Below are 6711 nucleotides of genomic sequence, written 5' to 3' on the forward strand. Positions count from 1 at the left end.
ATTTTGCATGACTAACATATTGTCATTGCGTCATTGCGTCATTGCGCAGCGCTGCTATTTTCACACCGTCCAGCTGTGCTGCGATTTAAGCAAAATAACCGTGACAAATGTTGAAATGTTAGACGTGACCCCGTATTTTTCGGTCCGTCAGGTATGGCCAGTGCGCAGGATCCACGGCAAAATCCTTGCCCAGATTGAGCAGTGTGCGTTGTTTGACCTGTTGGCCGATACGGACCGATTCAACGATGCGGTAGGTGTAGTAGCCTTCTCCCTGATCAAGAGATTTAGTCTTGGTTCTGCGGATATACATGCCTGGAGCATGCAATAAAATCATGGAAAAGTCAAGATAAAAACATAAAAAATGGCACTACATCGCTTGGTGGAAATAACTGCCATTGATTATAAAAGAATTTTTCTCTGATTCAGTTCGAAAATGGGGGATTTTGGGTGTTTTTTAAGGAAAAAGCTGCGAACTTGGGTTAAAGCTGATAAGGTTCAGTCTTGGCCGGGGAATCAGCGCGGCCAGGCGTTGCATGAATTCTAACGGCGACATGACAATATGCGTCGTGCCATCCCGATAAGGCGTCTTTAGCGTCAGCACCACCTGCCCAGCATCATTGAGTGTCAGCCGTTCATTGGCAATCGCCGGTCGCGTGATGTAACGGCACAGGTGCTCCAATTCTTTGCGCTGATTCATCGCACAACGCACTCCGGTGTGCAAGCTGAAGCCATGTGCATTGGTTTTTCGGTGGTTCACAGTCGCATCATGAAGTTGGGGCGCTATGCGCAGATCATCGCCGAGCAACGCTAAAAGCTTGTTTACCGCAGAGACGCAGAGGTGTGCCGGTGCGCAATGACGTGGAGGTGATTTCACGATGCCGGGGTACTTGTACGAAAAATACACCGTGTTCTCTGTGTCCGCTATGATGGAATGTTCTGTAGGGGTGTTCTGAATGGATTGGCTGCAAATCCTGGTGTTGTCGGTGGTGCAGGGTCTGACCGAGTTTCTGCCGATCTCCAGCTCGGCCCATCTGATCCTGGTGCCGGTACTGACCGACTGGCAGGACCAGGGTCTGGCCTTCGACGTGGCGGTACACGTGGGCACCCTGACGGCGGTAGTGGCCTATTTTCACCGCGAGCTGCGAGTAATCCTGGGTGATGGCTTCGCCTCGATCGCACAGCGTCGCCAGGTGGGTGACAGCAATCTGTTCTGGGCCGTGGGACTGGGGACCATCCCGGTCGGATTGGCCGGCCTGCTTGTAATCGAAACCTCGCTGCGTTCGCCGCTGGTGCTGGCGGTGGCGACCATCCTGTTTGGCCTGCTGTTGTGGTGGGCCGATCGGATTGGCAAGCGCGAACGGGATGAACACAGCATTAGCTGGAAGGACATCCTGTTTATCGGCCTTGCCCAGGCGCTGGCGCTGATCCCCGGCACCTCGCGCTCGGGGATTACCATCACCGCCGGTCTGATGCTGGGACTGAGCCGCCAGGCGGCGGCACGTTTTTCCTTTCTGTTGTCGATCCCGGTGATCCTACTGGCGGGCGGCCTCTACACCATCAAGCTGGTACAGGCTGGCACAGCGGTGGATTGGTCGGTGTTGATTGGCGGCGCGCTGCTGTCCGGGCTGACCGCTTATCTGTGCATCCATTACTTTCTCAAGCTGCTGGAGCGCATCGGTATGCTACCGTTTGTGATCTACCGGCTGTTGTTGGGTGCCGTATTGCTGGTGATCTTCTGGTGATGGCCTGGTTGCAGCGTTGGCGCAAGGAGCGTGCGGCCAGGCCAGGCAGTGTCTGGCTGGATCGCGAGGACAGTGAGCGGCGCGATCAATTCGTCAAGGCGGTGCGTCAGGTGCGTATCTCGCGCAGCCTGCTCAAGCTGGCCTGGACTGCCGGGCCGGTAACGGCGATCGGCCTGTATGGCGGTTATTACATCGGTTTTGGCAAACCACCATCCACCGAGCTGCTGATCTACTTCATCAGTTTCACCATCCTCTCCGGTTTGATCGCCCTGGTGGCCAAGGTGGTGTACGACAGTGTCCATGGCCCCGAACTGGAACAGGCCGAGCAGGATGTGATGGATGCGATCGACAAGCTGGGTGAGCTGATCCTGGCGGTACGTATATTCGGGGTCAGAGTGGAATTAATTGCAAAGAAGGCAGCAAGACCTGCAATCATGAATTTTTGAGCGAAATTTTATTGATCACTTTACTGACAGCTGAATAGTATTATCGATCAGGTCGACCGGGCGGTTACCCGCGCTGGTTCCTCACAGATCCGGACAGGCACGATTAGCCATCCGGCTCTTCGATTTATAGCTTCGCCAAACGATGGGACGAACCACGATGCGTGGTGTGGGCAAAGGATATCACTACAGCAAGCACTGGAGCTTATCCCAACTGGTCCAGCAGATACTGGCGCTCAAGCTGAATTTTACAGCTCCCAAACCAGATGATCAGGGCGGCAACGCCTTGCTTTGTGGCTTAAAAGCGCGCTTCAGGCCGAGGGAGGCATGGCAGTGTTCCAGCCCAACACACCTTGGCTGGGATTACTCCGGATTTTCTGTGGATTTGTTCTGTTCGACAGCGTGGGGTGCCATCAATGTAATCAGCTTTTCGGTTTGCAGGCTCTCCTGGCGCAACCAAGAAGGGGTCAGGTCTTGAGTTAAAATATTATATCTCAGCTTTTTAACCCAAGTTCGTGACCCCATATCAAACATCCCCAATTTTTCAACAAGTTAAAGTTTTCTGGATAACCGGAGTCGGGCTCGACGCGGCCATCTAATCCCGGGTGGATTCCACCGGCTCGCCAATGCGCTGGTGAAACTGTTGCCTGCTGGCGTCTTGAAACCATCGACCCGCTCCAACACGGTCATTTCGGGACTTCATCACCTTCAGGGTCGGCATTACCCGTTACCTTTGCACCTCGCCTGCTTTCGTGCCTACGCATCAAGCATGTCATTACTGCCACACCTGCAAGGCTCGATACCTGGCCTGTGGCTAGGAGGCTGTCCGAGAATAGACTGATCTACTGCGGACGAGCCTGATTGGCCGGATTTTACGTTCCTTTTCGTTAAATAGAACAACTATTCGCCTCAAATGATCGAAAAATCCAACTCAACCAGCCTCGCCCTCGCTACGATCGCTATTCTCGGACAGCCTCCTAGCGGCTACCAGGGCGGGATTCACACCCGCTCGACTACACGGCATTGCCAAGCCGCACCAAGACTTGAACCCTTTTGTGTATGATTGCAGTCAAATTGGGTTCCTGACAAGCTGGGTCAGCGCATGTTAAAACGATCCAAATCCATCACTTTGGCCCAGACATTGGCGAAGTCCTGCACGAACTTGTCTTTTGCATCGTCCGAGGCATAGACTTCCGCCACCGCGCGCAACTCGGAGTTGGAGCCAAAGATCAGATCGACCGGCGTAGCCGTCCATTTAACTTGGTCGGTAGCGCGGTCCCGGCCCTCATAAATGCCCTCGGTTGCCGATTTGGTCCATTGGGTCGACATATCGAGCAGGTTCACGAAGAATTCGTTGGTCAAGGTGCCCGGCCGACTGGTAAATACACCATGCTGGGAATGGCCGGCGTTCGCATCCAACGCCCGCATGCCGCCGACCAGCACTGTCATTTCGGGTACGCTCAAGGTCAGGAAATTCGCACGCTCGACCAGCATTTCCGTTGGTTTGTGCGCATTATCCTTGCCGAAGAAGTTGCGGAAGCCGTCGGCTTTGGGTTCCAAAACTTCGAAAGATTTGGCATCAGTTTGTTCTTGTGCGGCATCCATACGGCCCGGTTTGAACGGAACTTGCACCTTGACACCGGCTTTCTTCGCGGCTTCTTCCACCGCCGCCGAACCGCCGAGCACGATCACGTCGGCGAGCGACACCTTCTTGCCGCCTTTCAGCGTGCGGTTAAAGTCGCTTTGGATCTTTTCCAAACGAGCCAATACCCTGGCCAGTTCGGTAGGATCGTTGACTTCCCAATCCTTCTGCGGCGCCAATCGAATCCGCGCGCCGTTGGCGCCGCCTCGCATGTCGGTACCGCGGAAGGTCGCCGCCGAAGCCCAAGCGGTTTTGACCAATTCCGGAATCGTCAAATCCGAGGCCAAAATGATCGACTTCAATTTGGCGATGTCCTTCGCGTCAATCAACTTGTGATCGACTTTCGGTATAGGGTCTTGCCAGACAAAATCTTCGGCGGGTACTTCGGTGCCGACATAGCGGGCCTTAGGCCCCATGTCGCGGTGGGTCAGCTTGAACCACGCCTTGGCAAATGCCACTTCGAATTCCTTGGGATTATCCAAAAAGCGTTTGGAGATTTTTTGATACTCGGGATCCATTTTCAACGCAATATCCGTCGTAAACATAATCAGCGCATGGCGTTTAGTCGGGTCGTGCGCGTCCGGAACAAAGTTATCGCCTTTGCCGTCCTTGGGAATCCATTGCGTTGCGCCGGCCGGGCTCTTGGTTGTTTCCCAATCGAAAGTGTACAACCAAGTTAAAAAGTCATGCGTCCAACGCACCGGGTTGGTCGACCAGGCACCCTCAAGACCGCTGGTAACAGTGTCAGCGCCGTGGCCGGTACCGCATTTGTTGGCCCAACCTAAGCCTTGCTCTTCGATGCCGGCGGCGGCCGGTTCCTTGCCGAGGCACTCTTCCGGATTGTGCGCGCCGTGTGCCTTACCGAAAGTATGCCCGCCGGCAATCAAAGCTACCGTTTCTTCGTCGTTCATCGCCATACGAGCGAAGGCTTCGCGAATATGCTTGGCTGCCGCCAATGGGTCGGGGTTGCCGCCAGGCCCTTCCGGGTTGACGTAGATCAGCCCCATCTGCACGGCCGCCAGCGGTTTCGCCAATTCACCTTTTTCATCATGGCGTTCGTCGGCAAGAAATTGCTTTTCCGGGCCCCAATTGACGATCTCGGCTTCCCAATCGTCCGCGCGGCCGCCCGCAAAGCCTATCGTTTTGAAGCCCATCTCTTCCAACGCCACGTTGCCGGCCAGCACCATTAAATCGGCCCAGGAAAGCTTGGCACCGTATTTTTGTTTGACCGGCCACAACAGGCGCCGAGCCTTATCCAAATTGACGTTATCCGGCCAGCTGTTGAGAGGTTCGAAGCGTTGCTGCCCCCCGGACGCACCACCGCGCCCATCGAAGATGCGATATACACCAGCACTGTGCCAAGCCATGCGGATAAAAAGTGGCCCGTAATTGTCGTAATCTGCCGGCCACCAAGGTTGGGAGGATGTCAATACAGTTGCGATGTCTTTTTTTACCGCTTTGAGGTCGAGGGTTTTGAATTGTTCGGCATAGTTGAACGTTTTGCCGTACGGATTGGACTCGGCTGCATTTTGGCGCAGCGGTTTCAGATCCAATTGCTCCGGCCACCAAAAGCTATTCATGGTCGGTTGCTGTTCGGCGTAAACCAGGTTGGTTACCCATGCTGCCGATATGGCTACCGTCAATGCGGAAACCAGAAAAATCTGTTTGGTTTTCATGGCACACCTCTGCTCCTTATTGTCAGTTATATGAAATATATGTGCTGAACGTTAAGTCTTGCTCTTGGCACCGGCTAGGAGGCTGTCCGAGAATAGCGATCGTAGCGAGGGCGCGGCTGGTTGAGTTGGATTTTTCGATCATTTGAGGCGAATAGTCGTTCTATTTAACGAAAAGGATCGTAAAATCCAGCCAATCAGGCTCGTCCGCAGTAGATCAGTCTATTCTCGGACAGCCTCCTAGGTTGCGGTCAACCGCCACAAACGTCAACGTGTTTGCAACCATCTCCTTCATCCCCTTAAAATGCAGAAAATCTTGCAAGGTGGCTTTGTCGCACTGAAAAACCTCACCCGGTTCCATGCTCTTCATGACGATGAACTTGTAGAACATGCTCTGGTGCAGGACATAGCGGACCACATTGTTCTCGTCGAACACCGGTATGCGCGACACTGCAGCTTCTTTGAGGAAATCGACCAGTGTTGTTATCATTAACTTCTCTTCACCTGACTTTAGCCCCAGCTTAATGCGCTTGATAGCACTGATCTGCACCATGACATCTTTGACCTGGCGACGTCGCAGTTTCTCGAGTTGTGGATTAAATTCTCGAACTGTATCCCGGACAGATTTGCTGGCAGCCTGAAAATTGTCTTTTGAAAAATAGAAGGCCAGCACAGCCCCAACCCACGCGCCAAACAACGGCAGTAAACCGTTAAAGACATTCTGCGATATCTCTTTTAAGGCATCCTGGTCATATATGGCTACTACTAAAATAGCCATGGCCGCCAGAACCAACAGAAAGAGAAGGGAGCCATAAATCACGCATATTGCAATTCGATCGCGCGTATCCTTGGTGTGGGTATGCCCGCCATTCTTTTCATCTGGGTTACACATGAGTCACCTCATCAGCAATTTCTAACCCGGCATGCCTGCCAATTAAGATTTATCAGAAAAAAATTAACGACAGGATCGATACAAAATCATATCGTCATAATTCTTCGTCAGAATACATTAATGAAATATGTCGACAAATAAAATACGTGCGCGTACCTATGCACACAACATGGGATCAAATGATACAAACCACCAGAGTTCAATTCTTAACGGTCTTGCCATTGTCAATTACCAAATTTTAATCTTTCGTAGGAAAGATTAAAATTTATTGCAATAGGAGAGTAGCAGCGGGAATCCCAGCAGGCCGGTACGTCCCGCC

The 6711-nt window shown here is 52.9% G+C and carries 8 protein-coding genes; 4 read left to right on the plus strand and 4 right to left on the minus strand.

Annotated features, from left to right (window positions below; genetic code table 11):
- Positions 1–118: 118 nt before the first annotated feature.
- Together ABTW62_RS04555 and ABTW62_RS04560 are read right to left on the minus strand one after the other, a co-directional pair.
- Positions 119–310, minus strand: coding sequence for a hypothetical protein (locus ABTW62_RS04555; RefSeq protein WP_430903408.1), 192 nt, complete (start codon positions 308–310; stop codon positions 119–121).
- A gap of 144 nt (positions 311–454) precedes the next feature.
- Positions 455–904 carry a transposase gene (locus ABTW62_RS04560; protein ID WP_430903399.1) on the minus strand — a complete coding sequence of 150 codons (450 nt, stop codon included), beginning with the start codon at positions 902–904 and terminating at the stop codon, positions 455–457.
- 49 nt (positions 905–953) lie between these two features.
- Here ABTW62_RS04560 and ABTW62_RS04565 point away from each other — a divergent pair, with 49 nt between their 5' ends.
- From ABTW62_RS04565 to ABTW62_RS04580, 4 genes are all read left to right on the plus strand, one after another.
- A complete protein-coding gene (locus ABTW62_RS04565; protein ID WP_430903400.1) occupies positions 954–1742 on the plus strand; it encodes an undecaprenyl-diphosphate phosphatase in 789 nt (262 codons plus the stop codon).
- Positions 1742–2188 carry a hypothetical protein gene (locus tag ABTW62_RS04570; RefSeq protein ID WP_430903401.1) on the plus strand — a complete coding sequence of 149 codons (447 nt, stop codon included), beginning with the start codon at positions 1742–1744 and terminating at the stop codon, positions 2186–2188. The genes ABTW62_RS04565 and ABTW62_RS04570 overlap by 1 nt, the downstream gene beginning before the upstream one ends.
- A gap of 142 nt (positions 2189–2330) precedes the next feature.
- A complete protein-coding gene (locus tag ABTW62_RS04575; RefSeq protein ID WP_430903402.1) occupies positions 2331–2663 on the plus strand; it encodes a hypothetical protein in 333 nt (110 codons plus the stop codon).
- Between the two features lie 435 nt (positions 2664–3098).
- Positions 3099–3248 carry a hypothetical protein gene (locus ABTW62_RS04580; RefSeq protein ID WP_430903403.1) on the plus strand — a complete coding sequence of 50 codons (150 nt, stop codon included), beginning with the start codon at positions 3099–3101 and terminating at the stop codon, positions 3246–3248.
- Between the two features lie 32 nt (positions 3249–3280).
- Here the strand turns inward: ABTW62_RS04580 and katG are convergent, their stop codons facing one another.
- Together katG and ABTW62_RS04590 are read right to left on the minus strand one after the other, a co-directional pair.
- Positions 3281–5503 carry a catalase/peroxidase HPI gene (katG, locus tag ABTW62_RS04585; protein ID WP_430903404.1) on the minus strand — a complete coding sequence of 741 codons (2223 nt, stop codon included), beginning with the start codon at positions 5501–5503 and terminating at the stop codon, positions 3281–3283.
- A 214-nt stretch (positions 5504–5717) separates the two neighbouring features.
- A complete protein-coding gene (locus tag ABTW62_RS04590) occupies positions 5718–6392 on the minus strand; it encodes a hypothetical protein (protein ID WP_430903405.1) in 675 nt (224 codons plus the stop codon).
- Positions 6393–6711 lie beyond the last annotated feature (319 nt).

Source organism: Nitrosomonas sp. ANs5 (genome assembly GCF_050584665.1).
Lineage (GTDB): Bacteria > Pseudomonadota > Gammaproteobacteria > Burkholderiales > Nitrosomonadaceae > Nitrosomonas.